The sequence below is a fragment of the Gemmatimonadota bacterium genome, from assembly GCA_026387915.1.
Lineage (GTDB): Bacteria > Gemmatimonadota > Gemmatimonadetes > Gemmatimonadales > Gemmatimonadaceae > Fen-1231.
Genome location: JAPLKS010000004.1, coordinates 49,980 through 72,958 on the forward strand (window position 1 = coordinate 49,980; position 22,979 = coordinate 72,958).

General features: G+C 65.5%; 16 protein-coding genes. 7 read left to right on the top strand and 9 right to left on the bottom strand.

Going from position 1 to position 22,979, the window contains the following annotated elements:
- Positions 1-106 precede the first annotated feature (106 nt).
- The 3 genes from NTZ43_00700 to NTZ43_00710 form a co-directional block, all read right to left on the bottom strand.
- On the bottom strand, positions 107-1,390 hold the full coding sequence (locus NTZ43_00700; protein MCX5765727.1) for an efflux RND transporter periplasmic adaptor subunit: 1,284 nt from the start codon (positions 1,388-1,390) through the stop codon (positions 107-109).
- 12 nt (positions 1,391-1,402) lie between these two features.
- Positions 1,403-2,863: a TolC family protein gene (locus NTZ43_00705; protein MCX5765728.1), complete on the bottom strand. Its 1,461-nt coding sequence runs from the start codon at positions 2,861-2,863 to the stop codon at positions 1,403-1,405.
- A 125-nt stretch (positions 2,864-2,988) separates the two neighbouring features.
- Positions 2,989-3,669 carry a hypothetical protein gene (locus tag NTZ43_00710; protein MCX5765729.1) on the bottom strand — a complete coding sequence of 227 codons (681 nt, stop codon included), beginning with the start codon at positions 3,667-3,669 and terminating at the stop codon, positions 2,989-2,991.
- Between the two features lie 2 nt (positions 3,670-3,671).
- On the opposite strand from NTZ43_00710, the gene NTZ43_00715 reads away from it, so the two are divergent.
- Both NTZ43_00715 and NTZ43_00720 read left to right on the top strand, forming a co-directional pair.
- Complete coding sequence (locus NTZ43_00715) at positions 3,672-7,412, top strand: HAMP domain-containing sensor histidine kinase (GenBank protein ID MCX5765730.1); 3,741 nt, start codon at positions 3,672-3,674, stop codon at positions 7,410-7,412.
- A gap of 15 nt (positions 7,413-7,427) precedes the next feature.
- A complete protein-coding gene (locus NTZ43_00720) occupies positions 7,428-9,200 on the top strand; it encodes a serine/threonine-protein kinase (protein MCX5765731.1) in 1,773 nt (590 codons plus the stop codon).
- A gap of 83 nt (positions 9,201-9,283) precedes the next feature.
- Here the strand turns inward: NTZ43_00720 and NTZ43_00725 are convergent, their stop codons facing one another.
- The 3 genes from NTZ43_00725 to NTZ43_00735 form a co-directional block, all read right to left on the bottom strand.
- Complete coding sequence (locus tag NTZ43_00725; GenBank protein ID MCX5765732.1) at positions 9,284-10,657, bottom strand: NAD-dependent succinate-semialdehyde dehydrogenase; 1,374 nt, start codon at positions 10,655-10,657, stop codon at positions 9,284-9,286.
- Positions 10,658-10,798: 141 nt separating this feature from the next.
- Positions 10,799-11,338: a GNAT family N-acetyltransferase gene (locus NTZ43_00730; protein ID MCX5765733.1), complete on the bottom strand. Its 540-nt coding sequence runs from the start codon at positions 11,336-11,338 to the stop codon at positions 10,799-10,801.
- A gap of 122 nt (positions 11,339-11,460) precedes the next feature.
- The gene (locus tag NTZ43_00735) at positions 11,461-12,435 is read right to left on the bottom strand and encodes a pyridoxal-phosphate dependent enzyme (GenBank protein MCX5765734.1); all 975 of its coding nucleotides are present in this window, start codon (positions 12,433-12,435) and stop codon (positions 11,461-11,463) included.
- Between the two features lie 66 nt (positions 12,436-12,501).
- On the opposite strand from NTZ43_00735, the gene NTZ43_00740 reads away from it, so the two are divergent.
- A complete protein-coding gene (locus NTZ43_00740) occupies positions 12,502-14,727 on the top strand; it encodes a TonB-dependent receptor (protein MCX5765735.1) in 2,226 nt (741 codons plus the stop codon).
- Positions 14,709-15,278: an SET domain-containing protein-lysine N-methyltransferase gene (locus NTZ43_00745; GenBank protein ID MCX5765736.1), complete on the top strand. Its 570-nt coding sequence runs from the start codon at positions 14,709-14,711 to the stop codon at positions 15,276-15,278. Before NTZ43_00740 ends, NTZ43_00745 begins: the two co-directional genes overlap by 19 nt.
- 22 nt (positions 15,279-15,300) lie before the next feature.
- Here the strand turns inward: NTZ43_00745 and NTZ43_00750 are convergent, their stop codons facing one another.
- A complete protein-coding gene (locus NTZ43_00750; protein MCX5765737.1) occupies positions 15,301-16,287 on the bottom strand; it encodes an ion channel in 987 nt (328 codons plus the stop codon).
- Between the two features lie 78 nt (positions 16,288-16,365).
- Here NTZ43_00750 and NTZ43_00755 point away from each other — a divergent pair, with 78 nt between their 5' ends.
- The 3 genes from NTZ43_00755 to NTZ43_00765 are packed head-to-tail and all read left to right on the top strand — an operon-like array spanning position 16,366 to position 20,628.
- Complete coding sequence (locus tag NTZ43_00755) at positions 16,366-18,729, top strand: DUF5916 domain-containing protein (protein MCX5765738.1); 2,364 nt, start codon at positions 16,366-16,368, stop codon at positions 18,727-18,729.
- 1 nt (position 18,730) lies between these two features.
- On the top strand, positions 18,731-19,858 hold the full coding sequence (locus tag NTZ43_00760; protein ID MCX5765739.1) for an alanine racemase: 1,128 nt from the start codon (positions 18,731-18,733) through the stop codon (positions 19,856-19,858).
- On the top strand, positions 19,855-20,628 hold the full coding sequence (locus NTZ43_00765; protein ID MCX5765740.1) for a rhomboid family intramembrane serine protease: 774 nt from the start codon (positions 19,855-19,857) through the stop codon (positions 20,626-20,628). The genes NTZ43_00760 and NTZ43_00765 overlap by 4 nt, the downstream gene beginning before the upstream one ends.
- Here NTZ43_00765 and NTZ43_00770 read toward each other — a convergent pair.
- Positions 20,625-21,218 (bottom strand): MBL fold metallo-hydrolase, encoded by a 594-nt coding sequence (locus NTZ43_00770; protein MCX5765741.1) that lies wholly within the window; start codon positions 21,216-21,218, stop codon positions 20,625-20,627. The genes NTZ43_00765 and NTZ43_00770 overlap by 4 nt on opposite strands.
- A 5-nt stretch (positions 21,219-21,223) precedes the next feature.
- Entirely contained in the window at positions 21,224-22,978 is a 1,755-nt protein-coding gene (locus NTZ43_00775) for a thiamine pyrophosphate-binding protein (GenBank protein ID MCX5765742.1), read from the bottom strand.
- Between the last annotated feature and the right edge of the window lies 1 nt (position 22,979).

Sequence of the window (22,979 nt, forward strand, 5' to 3'; positions counted from 1 at the left end):
CCGCGCGAGACGATGACCCAGTCTTTCCCTGGTGCCATGCCGGCCGCCGACATCACGACCTGACGCTCGGCGGTAATCCCGAGTGCGACTTCTTCCATTTGCTGGCTCACGACTTGGTGCTCCCCGGCTTCTTTTCTGGAACTTTGGCTTCGCGCACGAGCGTGCCGTCCTTGAGTTCGCGGATCGCCTGATAGGTGCCGGCGACAATGCGGTCGCCTTCCTTCAGACCCGAAAGCACTTCAAAGTGTTTCTCGCCCGCGATCCCTACCTTTACGGGGTGGAAGGTCACTTTGTTGTCCGCGCCCACCACAAAGACGCCTTCGACGTCTTTCTTCCCCACCTGCTTGCTGTTTGTCTGTTTGGCGCCTGGGCGCTGCGCGGTGTCGGTGTTGGCCAGCGCTTCGTTCTCGCGCACCGTCAGGGCGATGATCGGAATGGAGAGCTTCTGGGTCACGGACGAGGTGATAATCTTGGCCGTGGCCGAGAAATCCGGCTTGGTGTCCTTGGGCGGATTGAGCAGGCGCACGGTCACTTCGTAGTCGATCGCCTGATCGCCCGTGGCCGTGGTTGTGCCCTTGACCGAGCTATTGGAGATCTCCACCACCTTGCCGACGAACGTGGTGTCGGGGAAGGCGTCGAGCTGCACGACCGTGGAGTCGCCGAGGTGGATGCGGCTCACGTCGGTTTCGTCGACCTTCACCTTGGTCTCGAGCACGCTCATGTCCGAGATGGTGAGCAGGGTGGCGGCGTCCTTGTTGAAGGTGCCCTGAATGGCGGTTTCGCCGTTCTCCACCACGAGGCGCGTGATGCGTCCCGTCATCGGGGCGTAGATCGTGGACTTGCCCAGCTGCAGCTTGGAGTCCTTCACGGAGGCTTCGGCCTGCTCCACATTGTGCTTGGCCGCATCCAGCTGTGCGGCGGCAACTTCTGAGGCGGTCTTGAGCTGTTCGATTTGATCTTCGGCCACGAGATTCGGATTGCTCTTCCGGATTTCTAGTGACCGACGGTAGTTGTTCTGCGACTGGATCAGACTGGCCTGCGCCTGCGCGAGCCCGGCTCTGGCGTTGGACGCCATCGCTTCGGCGCGCTGCACGGCTGCCTCAAACACCTGGGGGTCGATTTGGAGCAGGAACTGCCCCTTCGTCACCCAGTCGCCTTCACGCACGGACAGCTTCACGATCTTGCCCGTGATGTCGGACGAGAGGTCGACCTTCGTATGCGGGCGCACCTGACCACTGGCCGTCACCGACGCCACGAGATCGCGTTTTGCGACGGCTTCGACGCGGACTTCCGTGGCTTTGTTGCTGTTCTGGCGCGCGGTGACAAACACCACGCCGCCAATCGCGGCCACGGCGACGGCGAAGATGCCGTACTTCATTCCCTTACTCATCTCGGTCCCCGGTCAGCGAAGGGGGCGGCCGACGGCATTTTCCAGCGCCGCGTACGCCCGGTGGAATTCAAAGCTAGCGTCGATCAAATCCGTTTGCGCTCTTTCGTAGTCCGACCGCGACTGTTGCAGGTCGACGAGGCTGTTCAGCCCTACGCGGTAGCGCTCTTCGGCCAAGCGCAGTGCGTCGCGCGCGGCCTGCGTGTTGTTCTCCAGCAACTTCACGGTGCGATAGTCGGCCAGCAACGTACCGTGTGCCGACGTGATGTCGGTGACCAGCTGCAGTTCGTAGGCCCGCACCCGCTGCTGCGACTCGTTGCGGGTGAGCGTCTGCGCCTGCACGCGCTGCTCGCGGGAGAACCCGTCGAAGAGCGGGAGCGACACCGACAGCGACACGCTGTACGGGTTGGGCGTGAAGCCGAAAGGGAACTGGTTGTTGGAGTCGCGCAGCTTCTGGGCGTCGGCGGCGCTCAGTGCAATCGCGCCGCACGACGAAATGCCCGAGAGCCCGGCGCCGCGGCGCAGGGAATCGGTGCTAAAGCAGTTGGCGCGCGAGCTCGCGACGGAGTTCTGCGCCTGATTCACCAAATAGTTGCCATCGCGATACTGCTGAGCCGATCCACCCACCGAGGCGTTGAAGCCCACCGACGGGAGATAGTCGCCGCGCGCGGCGGAGAGCTCGCTCTCGGCCTGCGTGACCTGCGACCGTGAGGCGAGCACCGTCGGGTTCGACTGACGCGCCGCAGTCACCAACTCCTGCACGCCAAGGGTCGGCTCCGTGACTGCCGTCTTGGACGTCAGGGTGACCGCGTCTGGCGCCGGGATGCTGATGGCTTGAAAGAGGCGAAGCCGCTCGACGTTCGCGCTATTGTGGGCGCGGAGCGCTGCCACCTGCTGCTGTCCAAACGCGACTTCGGCGCGCTTCACGTCGAGTGACGTGGCGGAGCCGACCCCCGCCTTGGCGCGGGCCAAGTCGAGCTGGAGCTGTGTGCTGGCGACGAGCGTGTCTTGCAACGCCGCTCGGGACTGCATCTGCTGCGCGAGGTTGTACTGCTGAATGATCGTGCTACGGATGCTGTTCTCATCCGCCTTCAGCGCATTTTCCGAGGCGTCGAGCGCGGCCTTCGCAGAGCGCATGTTGGCGAGGGTGCGAGCACTCAGGCGAGCGCTCAGGTCGAGCCCCCACGATGAGTTGAGCACATCGCTCGTGGCGCCAAACGCCACGCCGCTGAAGTACTGTTGCTTACCCTGGCGCAGGCTCGTGCTGAGCGACGAGTTGGCGCTCGGCAGCAGCGCCCCGTACGCCGACTTGAGACTGGCCTCGGCGCGCGCGCGATTGTTCCGCGACGTCAGCACCATGGGGCTGTTCTTTTTGGCGAGATCGATGGCTTCGTCTAGCGACAACGACGCCGTCGCCTGAGCGGCGAGCGGTCCGGCGGTCGCGAGCAGAAGTACGGCACTCCACAGCTTTCGCATGGGAAATGGATCCTGGCTGAGATTCGTAGGGTCTTACGCTTGATGCCGCTAAACTGTTTCAGGAAGTTGCAATACCCCGCATCGTCCATTCCCGATGGGGTGGGCACTGGCACTCCCGCCCGTCGCTACCGGGGTCCTTCTTCGCGCACCGCCACAAACTTGTTGGACGGTATTGAGACCTTGAGTAACCGGCCTTGCAGGTCGACCCAGATGTCCCGAATTGAGTCATCGGACGCCCCCCGTACCCGGAAATGGCGTGCCTCAAACTCACGAACGTCGATGGTCAGCCGTTCCGGCCCCACGAGTTCTACTCGCAGGGTGTCCACTGCGCCGCGACGTGGGGCGAGCACCGGAACACGGCTGCCCGCGCCTCGTCGTACGACAAACCAAAGGTGATGGATCACCCCGTCTTCGGCCGCCACCGTACCGGCTGGGAGTCGATACTCCCGGGCCGACTCCCCGTCGTCCCGCTGGGACCGCGACGAATAGCGGTTGCCGGCGCTCTGGCCCGCATAGGACTCGGTGACCACACGATCCTCGCGCACCTCGACCTGATACCGCACGGGAAAGCCCGCGGTGTCGGCGTTGAGCCCTGGTGCCACGCGATGGGTCCCTGTGACGACGGTGCCCTGGGCCACAAACATCCGCCCCGCCGCGCCTGGAGCGCTCCGAATGGAGAAGTCCTCGCGGCCAACGCGCTCGCCATTACGGACGAGGGCAAAGCTGCCTTCGTCCACCGTCACCACCTGGGCCCCAGCGGCAGGGGCAAGGCAGGCGCAAAGCAAGATGATTGCAATCCGACGCATCGATGAAAGATAGCCAAGGCGCGGCGCGCGCGAGCCTGCGGTATAATGAGTCCGTGAATACGCGCCGCGCGTTCTGGTGGGGGGTGTCGGCCACGGTTGCCGTGCTGGCAGGCGCGGCGTGGTTGCGCACGCCGTCCACGCTGGCGCTTGGCGTGTCATTTGTGGCTGCGGTCTCCGCGGTGGTGGCGGTCTCTCGCCTCCCGCGGAGCTGGCCCCGCGTGGGGCTGGTTACGGCGCTCGCCGTCTTTTTGGTGATTGCGGGGGTAGCGGAGCGGGACCGTTTGGCGCGGTCAGCAGGCGCACTGGATGCGGCGGGGACGCGAATCGCGGTCGAGCATAAAGCCACGACCGATCTCGTAGCAGCGTTGGAGCGGGAGACGAGTGAGCTGCAGCGCTTGGCGAACGCCGCGCTCGACGCTCCGCCGCGTGCGGCCGCAGCGTTTGGCTTTCTCGACGAGTTGCGAGGCGACTCGCCAACTCGCGCGGTCGTGCTGGTGCGCGCCGTCGGCCCGGGGATCGCCACCCCAGTGGCGTGGTCGGGACGGATGATGGTGCCGCTCGACTCGTTGGCCGGGCCAGTGGGGGTGGTGGGCACGCCCTTTTACCTCGCCATTTACGCGATTGCCGGACGCGGGAACGAACGGGCGATTGCGGCCACACTCGTCCACGCCGAAAAACCCGCCGATGAACTCGCGCCAACACTCGACCGTGCGATGGCCCAGACGCACGAGATTGACGGCTATGCGTATCGCGATCCGGCGTCGTCGCCGGCGGATACGTTTGCGATTCTCAATGCGGGCGGTGTCCCGCTGCTGGGCGTGCACGGCGTGGCGCCCTCGGTCGAGGTGCTGAGCGCGCGCGTGGTGGAGCGCGCACGCGTCCGCGGGGGGCTCGCGCTCGCGATTGCCCTTGGGTTTCTGCTTTCGGCCTCTTGGCGCGCCACGCGTGACGTACGGTTGCGCCTCGGCGCGCTGGGTGTGGCGTTGGCGTGTGTCGCCATTGTGCCGCTCACGTCGTTCTCCAACGTGTCGGTGCTTTTCGATCCGGCCGCATACTACGTCCCAGACGGTGGCCCGTTCACGGCCAGCATTGCCGCCCTCGCGCTGACCAGCACGATTCTTCTGACGGCGCTGTTGGCCACGTTGCGCGCCCGAGTGGGTCGTCGCTCGCGGGCACAGGCATTAGTGGCGGTGGTACTTGTCGCGGGAATCGGTCCGTTCATTTTGCGCGACCTCGCGCGTGGAATGCAGGTGCCGCAGAACGGTGCGAATCTGGCGTTGTGGCTCGGGTGGGAAGCGGTGCTCTTTCTCGCGGCCGTGTCGGTGATGATCGCCGGCATTACGGCGGGGCGTGCCGCGCTCGGTGATCGTCGTGGCGCGCCGCCCTGGGTCGCGGTGCTGATTGCGTCGGTGTCGGCGCTGTTGGCGCCCCTCCTCATTGACGCTCCTGGAGGGTTTCCTCCTTGGTACCCGCTGCTCTGGGTGCTGGGGATTGGCGTCCTCGCATTCTCGCGTCGCACGCGCGGCGCCATGCTCGCGACCGCCTTCATTGCCGCCTGTGGCGCCGTGACGCTCACGTGGGGGCAGTCCGTGCGTGCGCGGGTGTTGCTGGCGGAACGCGATGTTGGTGCACTGCAGGTGGTGGACAGCGCCGCTGCCAACTTGCTCAAGGGCTTTACCGCGCAACTCGATCCCGCGCGAGCGGCGCAGAGTCGCGTGGAACTGCTGGCCCAGTACGCTGCGTCGTATCTCTCGGCGGGCGACTATCCCGTGGAGGTGACCACGTGGGACGCGCGCGGCGTTCGCATGGCAGATCTGCGGGTCTCCATGGGGACATCGGAGCCCGCGGGGCTCGACATCTTTGCGCGCGAGGCGCGCGGCGCGGCGCAGCCGATCATGCGAGCGTCGCCAGCAGGAGCGTCGGTGAATCTCGTGCTGTCGGCACCGCACAGCGACGGTTCGGTCACCACCGTCGTGGTGGGCCCGCGCTCGCGGCTGCTGCCGCACGATCCGTTTGGCGCCCTCGTGGGCGTGGGCGAACCGACGACCACCGAGCCGCCCTATTCACTTTCCCTGAGTGAAACGAACCCGACGAGCTACATTAGTCTGGGGGAGAAATGGACGCGTCGCGGCAGTGAAATGCACGGCGACTGGTTCGTCCCCGTGACGGGTGGGCGCATTGCCCGCGTGCATGCGCGGGTCGAAATGCGTGGGTACGAAGTGTTGGTCACGCGCGGATCGCTGCTCGTCTGCTTCAACCTGCTGCTCCTCGGCGCCCTGTGGGTGCTGTTGATTCTTGCCGACGGCGCACTCGGTCGTTGGGTGCGCATCAACCGGCGACATTGGCTCCGCAGTTACCGCGCGCAACTGACGGTGGTGCTCTTCGCGTTCTTTGTGCTGCCCGCGACCGCGTTTGTGGCGTGGAGTTATGGTCGTCTACGTACCGACGATCAGCAGTCGCGCGATTTGCTCGTGCGTGAAACGCTCCGTGGTGTGGCCGCTGCCACCGGTGATACCACCACACTGACCGGACTCGCGGTTCGATTTGAGACGCCGCTCTTTTTGTTCGCCAACGGCGTGATGGTTGGCACGAGCGATCCGGTGCTCGCCGCGCTGTCGCCGGCGGGGCGGTTGTTGCCGGCGGATGCGGCGCGTGCCCTCGCGGAAGGCGATGAATCGGCGGTCAGCACGGAAGTGGATGTCGGATTGTCGCCCGTGCGCTTTGGCTTCCGCGCAGCGCCAGACGCCGCCGTGCGTTTGGTACTCGGGGCGCCGGCTCGTACCGACGATTTGGCGCTGGACCGCCGTCGGCGCGACCTCGGCATCTACCTTTTGTTTGCCATGCTGCTCGGCGCGGTTGCGGCGCTCTGGCTGTCGGGGCGCGCCGCGCGTCAGTTCTCGCGTCCCATCGGTGCGTTACAACGGGGCGCACTCGCGCTGGCCGCCGGGGAACGCGAACCGATGCTCGAGGGCGACCCCCCCGCCGAGTTCGCGCCGGTGTTTAGTGCATTCCGGCGCATGGCGCACGATCTCGAAGCTGGGCGCGCGCAAGAAGCCAAGGCGCAGCGCGTGCTCGCGTGGGGCGAGATGGCGAGGCAAGTCGCGCACGAAATCAAGAATCCGCTCACGCCCATGCGGCTTGGTGTGCAGCATCTGTTGCGCGCGCGTCACGAGCCTCGCGTGAACTTCGACGAGGTGCTCGAGCAGAACGTCGCGCGCCTGCTGAGCGAAATCGACCGGCTCGACGAAATCGCCCGCGCCTTCAGTCAGTATGGCACCGTGCCGAGCGAGGCGGCTGCGTCGGTGCCCGTGGATGTGGCCCTTTCCGCGCACGACGTGGTAGAGCTCGAGAAGCTCGGCGCGGGCGCGGTGACGTGGACACTCGACGGAGCCGAGAGCCCCGTCTTTGCGCTCGCGCGACCGACGGAACTGCGCGAAGTGTTGCTCAACTTGCTGGAAAACGCTCGACTCGCTGACGCGCAGCAGGTGCGCGTGATGGTGGAGGGCGGCAATGCTGGCCGTCCGGTCTTGATTCGCGTGGTGGATAACGGCGGCGGCATTCCGGCCGATGTGCTGCCGCGCGTGTTCGAGCCGCACTTTTCCACCCGCACCAGCGGCAGTGGGCTTGGCCTCGCCATTAGCCGTCGGCTCATTGAGGGATGGGGCGGCACCATCACCCTGAGCAGTGAACTTGGCACCGGCACGACGGTTCGCATCACACTAGTATCCGCCGCGCCGGTCTGACAGATTTCACGCGTGATGAGCAGCGCTGAACCCGCGCACGGCACGCGCACGACGGGCGTTCCCCCGCATCTGGAGTTGTGGCAGCTCCCGCCCGGTTGGCGATGGGGCGCAGGCGGCTACTACGCCAACGCCCGGCATGCGCAGGAGATCGTCGACTCGCTCGGACGTTCGCTCGCGCTCATTACCGCGCCAGATCCGGCCCATGAGCCGTGGTTGTTTGCCGAGGCGCGCGCGCTCGGACACCACAATCATCCGGCGGTGCCCACCACCTATCACTACTGGCAGCAGCATCAAGGGAGCCGTCGTGGCCCCGGATATTTGCGCCGCTGGGTGACAGGCGAAACGGTCGGCACCCGCATTCTCCGCCTCGGCACCGAGACCGTGCAGTACATGTTGCGCGTGTTGCGCGCGTCGGGTTCGGCGGTCGCGTACTTGCACGACGCCGGCCAGACGCATGGCGCGATTGGGCCGGATTCGTTGTACGTCACGCCCACCGGGCGCGTCTGGATGCTGGGTTGGCAGTGGGCGTTGCCGGCTGGAGAAATTCCGCCGGGCGCGCAGCCGGCCGCCGTGTCCACGCCGCAACCCAGTGAGTGGGGGATGGGCGAGTGGAAGCCGACGCCGGAATCCGATCAGTGGCAACTCGCCGCGAGCTGCTTCTTTATTCTGACCGGTGAACTGCCGCCGCGCACCGAGATTCCTCCGGTGCGCTGGGTGTGCCCGGATTGCCCGAGCAATGTGGCGGAACTGCTGGACCGCGCGCTCGCGGTGAACCCCGCCGATCGTTTTTACTCTGTGGCATCGTTGCTGCGCGCGGTAGAGAAAATGTCCGGCAGCGGAACGCCCGGCTTGGGTGGTGTCGAAATTGCTTCGGGCGAGTTCCGCGCCGTCAGCGAAGAAGATCGTTTGCGCTGGGCCACGGGTGACGACTACGAAGTGCTCTCCTCGCTCGGCGCTGGTACGTTCGGGTCGGTGTGGCGGGTGCGCGACCTCACGCTCCAGCGCGAAGTGGCGCTCAAGATGTTGCACCCCACGGTCGCGCGCAGTGACGAGGCCGTGGCGCGCTTTCGCCGCGAAGCACAGATGGCGGCGCGCCTGCAGCACCCGGCAATCGTCCCCGTGTACGACTGGGACCAGAAGGGCGACGTGCACTGGTATTCGATGGAGCTGCAGGACGAAGGCTCCGTGGCCGACCTCGTGCGCCGACTCGGCGCGCGGCCACTCGCGGAAGTGGCGCCACATGTGAGTCATGTGCTCGACGGCCTCAAGGTCGCGCATGAAGCCGGAATTCTGCACCGCGACTTGAAGCCCGAAAATATTCTGATCGATCGCTATCACGAGTGGCGCATTGCCGACTTCGGCATTGCCAACGCAATGGGCGAAGAGTGGGCCGGTTCAAGCGGCACGCCGGCCTTCGCACCACCGGAACAGCTGCTCGGCGAGCAACAGGGTGTGGGGGCCGATCTGTTTGCGGTGGCCGCGATTGTCTACTTCGCGCTGGCTGGGCGCGCGCCGTTTGGTGGGCCGGATGGCCGCGCGATTCTGGCGCAGCAACTCGCGGGCACGCTCGACATCACACCGTTCCACCCCGCCATCGGCGCGTGGCTCGCGCGCGGGCTCTCGGCCGATCCCGATGCGCGCTTCGCGGACGCCGCCGATATGCAGGCGCAATGGCAACGCGTGTCGCTCGACGTCTTGCATGACGCATCGCAAGTGCCGTTCGGCACGCGTGTGACGCGCGCCTTCCAGACTTTAATGGGGCGCGGCGGTCAGCCGGACGACGACTAGCGTCTATCGGCTCGAACATGGGAGCGGCTCGAACAGGTGAGCTGCGACACACGGCGCACCGTTCGCCGTTCGCCGTTCGCCGTTCACCCTTTGGCTGAGCCGCGCACGGTCTTGATGTTCACAAACTCGCGCAGGCCGAGCACCCCTACTTCGCGCCCGTAGCCGCTCGCCTTTACACCACCGAACGGAAAGCGCGGATCGCTCGCCACGATCGAGTTGATGAACACCATGCCGGCGTCTATCTCGTTGGACGCCCGTTCGGCGAGTGCCGCGCTCGTGGTCCACACGCTGGCGCCGAGCCCGAAGCGCGTGGCGTTGGCCCGCGCGATGGCGTCGTCCACATTGCGCGCCCGCACGATCGGCGCGACGGGCCCAAAGATTTCCTCCGTGAGTGCCGGGGAATCGTCGGGGACGCGGATGAGTACGGTCGGCGCATAAAACCATCCCGCGCCCTCCGGCGTGTGGCCGCCGCACGCGAGGTGCGCGCCGCCCGCTACCGCGCGCGCGACTTGGTCGGCCACCTCATGGCGAATCTGTTCCGTGGCCAGTGGGCCCACGTCGGTGGTGGGCAGCATGGGGTCACCCACGCGGAGGGCACGCACGCCCTCAACCATGCGGCGTTCGAACTCATCGGCCACGGCGTCCACGACAATGAACCGTTTGGCCGCGATGCAACTCTGGCCGTTGTTGATCATGCGCGAGCGAATCGCCGCGGCAACGGCGGCCGGCAGGTCCGCGTCGGCCAGGACCACGCACGGATCGCTCCCGCCGAGTTCGAGCACAATTTTCTTGAGCGCACGGCCGGCGTGCGCGGCCACATCGCGACCCGCAGCCTCACTCCCGGTGATCGTGACGCACGCTACGCGCGCATCAGCGATCAACGCGGCGACGCGCGCGGATTCCACGAGGAGCGTTTGAAACACGCCCGTTGGTGCGCCAGCTTCCGCAAAGATCGCGTCAAGTGCCAGCGCGCACTGGGGCACGTTCGACGCGTGCTTGAGGAGCACCACATTGCCGGCCGCGAGGGCCGGCGCAGCGGCGCGCACCACTTGCCAGAACGGAAAATTCCACGGCATCACGGCGAGTAGCACGCCGAGTGGGTCGTAGTGGAGTGTGGCGCTCGCACCGTCGAGCGACTGCGTTTCAGGAGCGATCATCGCCGGCGCATGCGTGGCGTAGTGGCGGCATGCGGCGGCGCACTTGGCGACTTCGTCGCGAGCGGACTGCACCGTTTTGCCCATCTCGAGTGTGGCGAGCGCGGCCAGGGCTTCGCGGTCGCGGTCGAGTAACTCGGCGAGGCGCGTGAGCACGGCCGTGCGGCGCGCCACGGGCTCGCGGCGCCAACTGGCGGCTGCGGCGTATGCGGTGTCGAGCGCGCGGTTGACATCGGCCGGCGAGTGCGCGGCGAACTCACGCACGAGCGCGCCCGTGTTGGGGTTCACGGTGGAAATAGTCATACGCGTATTCTAGTGAAACGCAGGCCCGCGTGACTCAGCGGGCGGGAGGTGCGTGCGGTGCGTGCGGTGCGTGCGGTGCGTGCGGTGCGTGCGGTGCGTGCGGTGCGTGCGGTGCGCGAGGCACCGGAGCCAGCGAACCAACTACGCGATCGTCTTGGCGAAGCAGCGCTTGGGGACAATGGCGACGCCGCCGGCCACGAGGCTCTCGTAGCGCGCGAGCTTTTCGGGGTAGTCGGCGAGTGCCACCACCGCGTAGCCCATTGAGCTGAAAAAGCGTTCCGCGAGACTCATGGCAAAGACCTGCTCAAAGCCGCGCTGACGTGCGATCTGTTCCGCGGCGGCCACCACCTGCGTTCCGAGGCCAAAGCCCTGGAAGCCGCGATCGACCGCCACCGACGCCACCTCGGCGATCGAGGGCGAATATTCGTCGAGCGAGGCGCAGGCGAGCACGCGTCCACCGGCATCGACGGCGACTACATAGTTGTCGAGCGCGAGGGCCACCTGCTCGGTGGTGCGGGGGAGCAGGAGCTTGTCGGCGGCAAAGCCATTCACCAATGCCGCCAGCTGCAGCACGTCCACGAGCTGCGCGCGCCGTACGACGGGCGCGAGCTCGGTCACGAGCGCGGGGCGAGCCCGAAACGTCGTGGGCTCGGCGGTAGCAGTTGATGCCGAATTATGCATAGCTAATGCATAAGTTCTCAGCCGTTTGAGCGCAAGTGGTGCGGTAGAAGGCAGCTAGCTGCATGAATAACCGAATCTGGCTGCTTATCGGTTCGTCGATTCGGGGACCGTCGCGAGCCTGTTTAGAACCAGTCGCGCAACTGCTGCGCGGTGACGTTGCTGCCGCAGAGCACCGTGCCCACGTGTTGATCGTGAAGTTGGGACGAGTGTTCCAAGAGTGCTGCCACGCCAACGGCGGCCGACGGTTCGGCGACGAGACCGGTGTGCTCATGAATGAGTTGCATGGCGCGTCGAATGGCCGGCTCGCTCACGAGGAGGGCATCGTCAATCAGATCGCGCAGATCGTCCAGCGCCTGGGCTATTGGAACGCGCACGCCGATGCCGTCGGCGATGGTGTCAATACGATCATGTTCGATGAGTCGCCCCGCTTTCCACGACTCGATCATTGCTGGTGCGCCAGCGGCTTGCACCGCGATCATGCGTGCGGCAGGGCGCAGCGCCTTTACGACGCGTGCGAATCCACTGAAGAGCGCGCCGTTGCCGAGCGGAATGCAGAAGACGTCGGGCACATCGGCGGCCTGTAGCCATTCGAGGGCGATCGTGCCGGCGCCGGCGAGTGTCTCGAGGTCGAGTCCATCTTCAACAAACCGCGCGCCACTGGCCGCTGCGGCCGCGCGTGCGGCCTGCTTGGCGGCGTCAAAATCTTCTCCGTCGAGAATGACGGTGGCGCCGAGGGCGCGCATACGGTCGATTTTGAGTGTGTTCGCGTTGACGGAGGCGTACACGGTGAGTGCGTGACCGCGCGCACGTGCGGCAAAGGCCATGGCCTGGCCGAAGTTGCCGGCGCTGGCGCACAAGAGCGGTTCGCCGGGGCGCGCTTGGGCCACGAGATAGTCGGCGCCGCGCCCTTTGAAGCAGCGAATCGGATTCATCGTTTCGACTTTCACCGAGAGGCGTGCGCCGAGGGCGGCGCCCAGCGGTTCGCATGCAAACTGCGGCGAGTGCAGGAAGAGCGGGTTGATGGTGCGTGCGGCGCGCTCGACGTGGTCGAGGGAGAGCCGGTGGGTGGCAAGGCGGGACGGGTCGTGAGGGCGCATGGAGACGAATATACGACAGGCCCGAGGAGGTGTGCGGCCGCCGCGCCGGTCGTGTACCGTTAGTCCATGAAACGCGTCACCCTTCTCGCTCTGGTGTGCCTTGTGTTGCCGGCGCGCGCTGCCGCGCAGGCGCCGCCCGCTGCAAAGTCTGATTCTGCGGCGCGCGCTGATTCCGTGGCGCGGGTAGTCGCGGAGAACGCGCAGCGGCTCGCACGGTCGGTGATTACGGTGACGCGCACTCCGGTGTCGGCGAGCCGTGCACCGTGGGCCGTTGGCGTGGTTGAGAAATCCGGCGTGGTGGGTGCGAGCGCCACGCTTGGTATTGATGAGGCATTGCCAGCGATTCCCGGCGTGTATATCGCCAATCGGTATAACTACGCGCTCGATCAACGGCTCAGCATTCGCGGTGCGGGCGCGCGTGCGAACTTTGGACTGCGCGGCGTGAAGGTGCTGCTCGACGGCGTGCCGCAGTCGGCGCCGGACGGGCAGAGTCAGCTCACCAACGTGGATCTCGCCGACGTGTCGCGCGTGGAAGTGCTGCGTGGCTCGGCGTCCACGCTCTACGGCAACGGCTCCGGTGGGGTGATTGCCTTTACGAGCGACCTCTCGGCGCCCGATGCGCTCGGGCAGAGCGCGCGGGTGAGCGGCGGGGCGTTCGGGATGCGCAAGGTGCAACTTCGTACCTCGGGGCGCGCGGATAATGTGATTGGCGCGTTCTCGCTCTCGCGCACGACCACCGATGGCACGCGGCAATACAGTCGCGCCGACACGCGCCAGCTCATGGCGGCTGCGGATTGGGCGCGCGATGCGCGCACGACCGTGCAGCTCCGTGTGAATGCGGCGGCGACGCCGGACGCGTTGAATCCCGGTGCGCTCACGGCGGCGGAATACGCGGCGAACCGTGACTCGGCGGCGGCGATCAACATGGCGCGGGGGGCGCAGCGGAGTTTGTCGCAGACGCAGTTTTCGGTGCGGCTGCAGCACGCTGGCGACAACGTCACCTGGTCGGCGACGACGTATGTGATGCGACGGTTGGTGGATAATCCGTTGGCGACATCACCGTCGGGCACGATCGCCGCGAATGTTGGCACGGTGGGGTCGCTGGGGCGCTGGATTGAAGGGCTCCGACTCGACGGCACATGGTCGCTGGATGGTGCAGCGAGTGGACGCGCGGATGGTTCGGATGTGGCGAATACGGCGGCGATGATCTCGGGGCCGCGGATCACGGCCGGCTTGGACCTGCAACGCGCCGATGATCGTCGTCGCAACTGGCGCGGGACTGCGGGGCGCCGGACGGCGCCGACCGACACGTTGTTGCTCGACCAGCGTGAGGTGGTGGCGTCGGTCGGTCCCTTTGTGTTGGCAACGTGGACACCGGTGCGTGATGTCACGCTGAGTGCCGGCGGTCGCTACGACCAACTCGCCTTTGATGTGCACGATCACTTTTTTCGTGATGCGGTTGGCTCCAGCAACGGCGATAACAGTGGTTCGCGCACCATGCGCGCCGCGAGTGGGCACGCCGGCGTTGTGTGGGCGTGGGGTCCCTCGTTTGCGCCGTATGCCAACTACGCGACGGCGTTCGAGACGCCCACTACCACTGAGCTCAACTCGCGCGCCGACGGTGCGGGCGGATTTAATCCCGATCTTGGGCCGCAGACCACCCGCACGATTGAAGTCGGAGCGCGCGGTGGGCTCGGCGGGGTGGTGACTTACTCCGTGTCGCTGTTCCGCTCGAATGTGAGCGATGCGATTATTCAATATCTCGAAACAAATGGGCGCGCCTATTTTCGGAATGCTGGGGCCACGCGACGCGACGGACTAGAGATTGGCGCGGAGGCGCGCGTGGCGCGTTGGCTCACGGCGTCGGTGGCGTGGACCGAGAGCGATTATCGGTTTGTGCATAATCGAGTGCCGAATGGGGCGCGCACTGACACGCTCGACGGCAAACGAGAGGCGGGGGTGCCCCGTCGCTTTGTGCGGACGGGGCTGCAGGCGCACTGGGACGGCTGGACGCTCGATGCGGACCACAGCACGGCGGGCGCGCTCTTTGGCGATGATCGCAACACGCTGCCGGTGGCGGCTTGGGGGCGCGGATTGGTGAATGTGCGCGTCGCCTGGCGGGGAGCAGTTGGGGGGACCCAGTTCCATCCGTTCGTCGCGGTGAACAACTTACTGGATACTCCGTACGTCGCGTCCGTGACGATCAACGGGTCGCAGGGGCGGGTGCTTGAGCCCGCGCCACTGCGAAACTGGTACCTTGGCCTGGATGTGGCATGGCGGCTCGTAAAGTGAAATCGAAGAAATCCACCGGCGAACAGCTGTTCGTGGTGAAGCACTCGAAGATCGCGGGGCGCGGCGGGTTCGCGACGCGCGACATCAAAAAGGGTGAACGCGTCATCGAGTACCTCGGCGAGCGCGTGTCGCATGCGGTGGCTGACGCCCGCTACGACGATCACTCAAAGCGTGTGCATCACACTTTTCTGTTTGCGGTCACGCGGCAGACGGTGATCGACGCGGCCGTGAACGGCAACGACGCGCGGTTCCTCAATCACTCCTGCGACGCCAACTGCGAAGCGCTCATTGAGCGTTCGCGCGTGTTCATTGAAGCGATCAAGGATATTCGCAAGGGCGACGAAATTGCGTACGATTACGCCTACACGCGCGACGGTACCGAGAGCGACGAAGATGAATACACGCTCTACGGCTGCCGCTGCGGTACCAAGAAGTGCCGCGGGACCATTCTTGCCCCGCTCACGAAGGCAGAGCTCAAGAAGCGCGCGGCTGCTGCGAAGGCGCGGCACCATCCCAAGCACGCCGTGGCGCGCACGGGGCACGAGGCGTAACGGCGCATCGGAGCCTCGACGGTCAGCGAGCCGGAAGCTCGACGGCGTCAACGTCGTCGAGCCGGTTGAGGTCGATGGACAGATGCCCTTGGGCGTCGGGCGGATTGAAGATGTTCTGGAACTTCGCGCCCCAGGTGATTTCGTCGGGCTTGTACGATGAGCGCGCGTGTACCTGCGACGAAAATGTTTCGTCGATGCCCGAAATGATGATCAGGAATTCGAAGTTCCGGGCGCGCAGGTCCGCGTCCGAGAGGCCGTAGAGCGGACTCTCCTCGGTAATCGGATGCACGACGGTCCACGCGAGCGGAAAGAACAGGACGCGCTGCCGCTCAAGGGTGAGTTGCTGGAACTTGCGGCCAATGCCGGCGGTGCCGCGCTCGACCCAGCTCGCGGTGACGCGCGCTTCGAGGTCGATGAGTTGGTTGCTGCGCTTGTTGGCGATGCGGAACATCAGCGCGCGGCCACCGCGAAATGGCGCAACGATGAGCTTGTGACTGAACGCAATCGCGGCAGTGGGGCGGGAGAAGCGAGCGAACAGGAGGCCGGTGATGAGCGCTTGGCTGAGGAGCGCCACCAGACTCTCGATGACCATGACCCAGTGCGGCGTGACGCCCACCGGACTGATTTCACCGTACCCGATGGTCGCAAAGGTTTCGACGGAGAAGAAGAAGGCGCGCCAGAGCGTGCCGCCCATTTCCGCCGCGCCACTGCCGACCAGCGCGGCTGGACCGCAGAGCCAGAAGGCCGCGCCGAAGAGCACGTTGAGCCCGAGGTACCAGAACACACACGCCCAGAGGAAGCGGGGCCAGGTGAGGGTCAGGGCAACGTGGTAGAAGCTTTGGGATTCAATCCACCCGATACCGCGCCGTCGAACGTTGAACGTGCCGTCCTTATTGAGGAGGCGCGTTTGGCTATCGGTGGCGACGATCGAGCCGAAGCCCAGATCGTTCTTATCCTCAACCCGGGGGGCGGCGCCGGGCACCGTGGGGAAGTTGATGGTTTCTGTCATCGCGCAGAAGATAGCGCGAAGGTGTGTTCCCGCGCATCTTCCTAGGCGGTTCCTCCACTCTCGGCCCCTCTCCCGCTCATGCTGCCTCTTCTGTTTGCCGCACTGGCGCTCGTGTCGCTCGACCCTCCTGCGGGAGCCACCTATAGTGGCATCGCGCGGCAGTTGCAGGTGAAGTTGCCGCGGGTAGACCAACTGGTGACCGTGGATGGACGCCTTGATGAGCCGGTGTGGCTCGAGGCGGCCCGACTCACCGGTTTCTCGCAGTATGCGCCCGCCGACGGCGCGCCGGCGGCCGACTCGACGCATGTGCTGGTGTGGTATTCGGCGACCGCCATTCACTTTGGCATTCGCGCCTTTCAGCCGGCGGCGCAGGTGCATGCGACGCTCGCGGATCGTGACCACATCTCGCAGGATGACAACATTTCGATTTTCCTGGGGACGTTCAACGACGGCCGTCAGGCGGCGGTGTTCTCGGTGAACCCCCTCGGCGTGCAAGCGGACGGGATGCTAGTGGAGCGCGGCAACATCGGCGGCAGCAGCTTCACGAGCAACACGGTTCAGACGCGAGAGGCGCCGGACCTCAGTCCGGATTTTGTGTTTCAGTCGAAGGGCCGCGTGACGGAGTGGGGCTACGAAGTCGAAATCCGCATTCCGTTCAAGAGTCTCAAGTATCAGAGCGCCGACGTGCAAACGTGGGGGCTGAATATCACGCGCACGGCGCAGTACCGCGGGTATGAATACAGCTGGGCTCCGGCGTTGCGTGCGGCGGCGAGTTTCCTTGGGCAGAGCGGCGCCCTCACGGGGCTCACCGATTTGCGGCGCGGGCTCGTGGTGGACATCACGCCGGAGGCCACGCAACGCACCGGCGGGACGCCGGCCAGCCGGGGGGACGCCTGGAGCTATGTCGGCGAGCGCCCCAAGCTGGGTGGGAGTGTCCGCTGGGGCGTGACGAACAACCTCACGCTCAACGCCACCGTCAATCCCGACTTTTCGCAGGTCGAAGCGGACGCGGGGCAAATCTCGTTCGATCCGCGCGCGGCTCTTTTCTTTGCCGAGAAGCGTCCCTTCTTTCTCGATGGCATTGAGCAATTCACGGTGCCGAGCAACCTGATTTACACGCGCCGTGTGGTGCAGCCGGTGGCGGCGGCGAAGATGACGGGCAAGGTGGGCAGCACGGATGTGGCGCTCCTGTCTGCGGTGGATGCGACATCAGCGTCGTCGACCGGGCGCGACAATCCCGTGTTTAACATCCTGCGTATTCAGCGTGATCTCGGTGCGCAGTCGCGCGTCGGGGTGATGTACACCGACCGGATGGACGGGGCGAACTGGAATCGCGTGCTCGACCTCGATGGTCGCATCGTCTGGAACAAAATCTGGACGCTCCAGCTGCAGGCCGCGGGCAGCGCCACGATGAAAGGTGGCGTGCAAACCAATGCGCCGCTCTGGGAGACGCGGCTGCGGCGCAGCGGGCGATCCTTGAGCTTCAACTCGCTCTTCAGCGGGATCAGCGATCAGTTCACGACGCAAAGCGGATTCATTTCGCGCGTGGGGCAGGTCCATGCGCAGCTGGCGCCGAGCTACACCTGGTTTGGTCAAAAGGACGCGTTGGTTGAGCAGTTCTCGATGGATATGAACATCGACGGCACGTGGGCCTATCGAAATTTCTTCCATAGCGGCGACGCGCGCGACAAAAAGCTGCACTTCAATTTTCACGAGCAACTGCGTGGCGGATGGCAGTTGGGCGCGTCGGTGCTCCTCGAGGTGTTCGGGTACGATCCGGCGTTCTACAGCGGCCGGTACCGCATTGAGGTGCCGCGCGCGGGGCGGGCCAGTGACACGCTCGCGTTCACGGGGACGGCTCGCCTGCCAAACCGCGACTTCGTGCTCTCTGTGAACTCGCCCCAGCTCAAGAACCTGACCTTCAGCGCGCTCTGGCTGTGGGGGCAGGATGAAAACTTTCCGGAGTGGGCGCCGGTCGAAATTCACTATGCCAAAGCGAGCGTGGATCTGCGCGCCAGTGAACAGCTGCGCGTTGGCTTCACGTATCAAATGCAGGATTTCTTCCGGCCGAGCGATAACAGCCGTGTCGAACGTATTTTGGATCCGCGGTTGAAGGTGGAATATCAGATTAACCGCGAAGTGTTTGTGCGGTTGATTGGCGAGTACGTGAGCACCTTTACGGACGCGCTGCGCGATGACACGCGCACGAACAATCCGCTCCTGATGTTTGACACCGGAAGCCAGCGCTGGGTGCGCACCACGAGCAATACCGTGAACAGTTTCCGCGGCGATTTCCTCTTTGCGTACAAACCGAATCCGGGCACGGTGTTTTACGCCGGCTATGGGTCGCAGATGACCGAGCCCACCGCGTACTGGTTCCACGATCTGAAGCGGACCAGCGACGCGTTCTTCCTCAAGGCCTCTTATCTCTTTCGACTGTAACATGACCGTCGTGCCTGGCAGTTCGTTCGCGGCGCTTGAAACCCCGGCCGCGCTGGTGGATCTCGATCGTTTTGAACGCAACGTCTCGAGCATGGCCGCGTACGCGGCGCAGCATCGTTTGGCATTGCGCCCGCATATCAAGACGCACAAATCCACCACCGTTGGAGCGGCACAGATTGCCAGCGGCGCGGTTGGGCTGACGGTGGCCACGCCGGCGGAGGCCGCGGTGATGAGCGCGGTCACGCGCGACATTCTGCTCGCGTATCCCGCCATTGGACCAAAGCTCGGCAAGCTCATGGCGCTCCCGCAGGAGACGCGTCTCATGGTGTCGCTCGATTCGGCGCGCGCCGTGAACGAACTGCATGCCGCGGCTCGCGCGGCGGACCGCACCGTGCGCGTCTACGTGGAACTCGATGTTGGAATGCACCGCGTGGGTGTGACCGCGTGGGACGACGCCATCACACTCGCGCGACTCGTGCAGGCGAGTGCGCCGCTCGAGTATGCGGGTATCGCGTTCTACCCCGGGCACATTCGCGATCTGGTCGGTGGACAGGATGCGAAGCTCGATGCGCTCCGCACCGCACTCGCCAGCGCGACGCAGGCGCTCGATAGCGCCGGCGTGGCTCCGGGGGTGGTGAGTGGCGGGTCGACGCCGACCGTGTGGCGCACGCACGAAATCACCGGTGTCACCGAGTTCCGCCCCGGGACCTACGTCTACAACGACCGAGGCACCGCCGCCATTGGAAGTTGCGGCTGGGAGGACTGTGCCTTCACGGTGCTGTCGACGGTGGTGAGCACGAGCGTGCCGAACCAGGCGGTGATTGACGCCGGAACGAAAGCGCTCGGCCGTGAACCGATGCGTGGCGTGGAGGGCGAAGGCTACGGGTCGTTACTCGATCGGCCTGACGTCATCGTGAGCCGCATGAACGAAGAGCACGGGATTCTCGATTTGTCGCACACGGACTGGCGTCCGCAGGTGGGCGATCTCGTGCGAGTCGTGCCCAATCACGTGTGCATTGTGGTGCACCTCAACGATGTGATGTATGGGGTGCGGGGTGATCGGGTGGAGCGGAGCTGGCCGGTGGATGCGCGTGGTCGCGCGCATCCGTTGGTGGGAGCGTCCGCGTGACGCCGTGGGTGATGCGGTTTCTCATCGCGAATGCGATTGGGTATTTCTTGCAGCTCACGGTGCCTGCGGCAATGGACGCGCTGGTGTTCGTACCGGCCCTCGTACTCGTGCGGCCGTGGACGATCATTACGTATGCGTTCTTGCACGGGGGCTTCGGGCACATCCTATTCAACATGCTCGGCTTGTATTTCTTTGGACCGCGCGTCGAGGCGCGGTTGGGATCGCGCAGTTTTGCGTGGCTCTACTTTGCGAGTCTGATTTCTGGCGCCTTGCTTTCGTTTGTGCTCGCACCGCATGCGGCCATTCTCGGAGCGTCGGCGGCGGTCTTTGGCGTGATGCTCGCCTTCGCGTGGTTCTGGCCGCACGAGAAGATCTATATCTGGGGTGTGCTTCCAGTGCCGGCGCGCATTCTGGTGCTCGTCACCACGGGTCTCGCGCTCTATAGCGGTCTGGGGGGCTCGGCCGGTGGCGTTGCGGACTTTGCCCACCTCGGCGGCTACGCGGGCGCGTTCATCTTTTTAAAGTGGCGCGATTGGCGGAGCGGTTCCTCACAGTTTCGGCGCGCGGTGGCGTCGGCGCCGCGTGAAGCAGAGGCGCGCATTGGGAACTGGCGCAAGGTGGACCCGCAGGCGGCGCACGAGGTGAATCGCGATGAACTCAATCGCATCCTCGACAAAATCAACGCCACGGGGCTCGAGAGCCTGACGCCGCAGGAGCGAACGTTCCTGATGCACTTCGTGCCGATGGACGACCGGCCGAAACTCTCCTAGCCGAGCAGGTACACCGGCCCGTGGCCGGGATACACCCGCGTTGCACCCTTGGACCGAAGCAGCGCCCAGCTCGCATCAACCTGTGCGGCTTTCTGTTCAGTCTCGCCCAATCCGGGACGGGTGAGATCGCCGGTGAAGACGGCGCCATTGTCGAGCAAGAGGGAGACGCTGTCGTCGGAGTGACCGGGGGTGTGCACAATCTCGCCGTGTAGTCCAATGGTCGCGAGCAGCGAACGGCTCTCGGCGAGGCGAATCACCGTGTTGTCGTGCGCGGTGATCTCGCTGTAGTGATCGGTGGGCTTCATCCACTGCTTCATGGCGGGGATCGCGCTCACCTGTTCCTCAAGCACGAGCAGCGGCACGCCGTGCGCCTTGAACTCTTGCGCGAGTCCGGCGTGATCCATGTGGTAGTGCGTCGCCAGACCGTAACGGAGCTCCCTGAGCGGCACATCCATGCGTTCCAAACCCGCCTGCATCGTGCCCCACGATCCGGGCCATCCGAGATCCACAATTATACGCGAACGGCCAGCGCTCACCACCCAGAAGTTGGTGGACTTGTAACCAACATTGACAATCGACAGATCGGCCACAGCGCTCAAAGTGAAATAGAGCCTTTGCGGAAATCGGTGAGCCCGATGTGCGCATTGACGATTACCGGCGTGCCGGCGCGAGCGGTATCGCGTGCGGCGCGCAGCGTGGACTCCATCTTAGCGGGATCGTCGAGGAGGAATCCTTTGGCGCCGAGCGCATCGGCCACGCCGTGGAATGCGGTGCGCCCGAGTACGGTGGCCACATCGTCGCCGAGCATCGGCACTTGGTCGCGCATGATCTGCGCCCAGGCGCCGTCGTTGCCTACGACGGCAATCACAGGAATACCGTGGCGCACCATCGTGTCGAACTCAATGACGCTAAAGCCAGCCGCACCGTCGCCGTAGATGAGCCATACATCGGCGGAGGGGCGGTGAAGCTTCGCGCCAATCGCAAAGCCGGCGCCGACGCCGAGTGTGCCGAAGACGCCGGGGTCGAGCCAAGAAAGGGGCGCGCGCGGGCGCAGCGTGTAGGCTGCCGTGGCGACAAAATCGCCGCCGTCGGCGACGATCATGCTGTCGTCGCTCAGGAGTCCGTCAATGGCTTTGCAAAGTGCGAGCGGGTTGATTGGCGTGACCACGGCCGCTGCGCGCGTGTCGATTTCCGCTTCGCGTGCGGCGTCGCGTCCGTGCAAGATATCGAGCCAAGCGCTCCAGTCCGCGCGCGGTGCTGACGTGGCGAGCGCGCGCACAAAAAGATCGGCGTCGCCGTGCACGCCGAGTGTCGCGCGGCGGTTGCGCTGCAACTCGGAGGCATCGCTGTTAGCCGTGATGATGGTCGTGCCGTGGCGAAAGTGGCGGCCGTAGTCGAGTCGGAAGTCCATGGGCGTGCCCGCGAGCAGCACGACGTCTGCCTCGCGTAAGGCTTCTTTGCGTTGCTGGCGCAGTTGGAGCGGGTGTGTGGCGCCGAGCAACCCACGCGCCATGCCCGCGAGATACACCGGGACGCCGAGCGCGGTGACGGCCTGTGCGAGTGCGGCGGCTTCTTGCGGGGCTTCCATCGCCTGACTGCCAATGAGCAACACGGGTTTCTTGGCACCGTCGAGTAGTGCACGAGCCCGTGCGACGGCGCGCGGCGATGGCTTGGTGCGCTTGGGTGCGGACGGCATGGTGGTGTCGTCACGCACCGGCGAGTTGCCGAGTGTTTTGCGCAGATGGCGTTCGAGGTACCAGCGTTCCAGCCGCTGCGAGAGCGGCGCGCCTACCGCGAGCGGCCGCGCCACGCCGTACATCTCGCGTACGAGGGTGCTGTTGTAGAGCAGGTCAACGGGGCACTCAAGGGCAACCGGCCCCGTGGGCCCAGTGCGGGCAATCTCAACGGCCTGCGCGAACATGGGAATGAGATCTTCCGCGCGGTTCACCTGGCCCGCCCACTTCACGTGCGAGCGCACGGCGCTGATCTGGTCGATGTCCTGCAACGAGCCGCGTCCGCGCAGCACCGTCGCGGTGGCGCCGCAGAGGAGCACCACGGGAGAACGCGCCATGAGCGCGTTGCGCAGTGGGGTGAGTGTGTTGGTGAGCCCAGGGCCAGCCGTGACCACGGCGACACCGATGTTGCCGGTGAGTCGCGCGGTGGCATCGGCGGCGAACACGGCGTTGGCTTCGTCACGCACGTCGATGATGCGAATGCCGCGAGCCTTGGCACTCACGAAGATCGGCGAGATGTGACCGCCGGGGAGCGTAAACAGCGTTTGGACGCCGTGCCGAACCAAGGCATCGGCAAGCCGTTCGCCGCCAGTGCGTGCGGTGGATTCCTGAGTCATT